The following is an 853-nucleotide window of genomic DNA, read 5'->3' on the forward strand; positions in this document are numbered from 1 at the left end:
AGCGCAACCCGGCCAGCGTAACGCCCGGTTGTTCTGGGCCGCGTGCAAGGCATTCGAGGCCGCCGACAGCCACCAGGTCGACGTCGGCCACCTCGAGGACGCCCTGGCCGAGGCAGCCATCGCGGTCGGCCTGCCGGAGCGGGGAGCCGCTGCCACGATCAACTCGGCCCGCCGCAAGACCATGAGGAGGGCCGCGTGAACGCCGAGAGGGCCGAGGACATCGCTGCTCGCAATCAGTTGACCGGCGCACCGATTCCGCCGCCGACCAACCCCATGGCTGTGGCCCGGCACTTGGAATCGGCATGGATGCGCGGCCAGACGCTGACGCTGCGGCACTGGCGGGGAGCATGGATGCAGTGGAAGGGCCCGCACTGGCGGGAACTCGACGACCAGGAAGTCCGTGCCGACCTGTACCGGAAGTTGGAGAACGCCACCTACGAGCAGACCGTCAAAGGCGAGGTAGAGGTACGCGACTGGTCGCCGACGAAACGGAAGATCGCTGATCTGACCGAGGCGATTACCGCCGTCACCCACCTGCGCCCGTCCGTCGACGTGCCCCAGTGGATCGGTGATCCCGCCTCTGCGCACGGAAGATCCGCACCCGTGGTGGCCTGCCGCAACGGGCTGCTGAACGTCTGCGACCGGGAACTGTCGCCCCTCACACCGGAGTTCTTCAACCTGGTGTCCGTCCCGTTCAACTACGACCCCGATGCGACCGCCCCGCACTGGCTGGCCTTCCTCGAACAGCTATGGCCCGATGACCCCGGCTCGGTCGAGGCGTTGCAGGAGTGGTTCGGCTACATCCTGGGCGGGGCCACGGACCAGCAGAAGATCATGCTGATGGTCGGCCCGT

At 67.6% G+C, this 853-nt stretch carries 2 pseudogenes; both read left to right on the plus strand.

Annotated elements, in window-relative coordinates:
• Positions 1 to 199: pseudogene (locus JAO81_RS41900) on the plus strand (hypothetical protein); the annotation flags it as partial.
• Positions 196 to 853, plus strand: a pseudogene (locus tag JAO81_RS41905) (NTP-binding protein); the annotation flags it as partial. The pseudogenes JAO81_RS41900 and JAO81_RS41905, both read left to right, overlap by 4 nt.

Source organism: Streptomyces sp. N35 (genome assembly GCF_016464295.1).
In the GTDB taxonomy this organism is placed as follows: Bacteria; Actinomycetota; Actinomycetes; order Streptomycetales; family Streptomycetaceae; genus Streptomyces.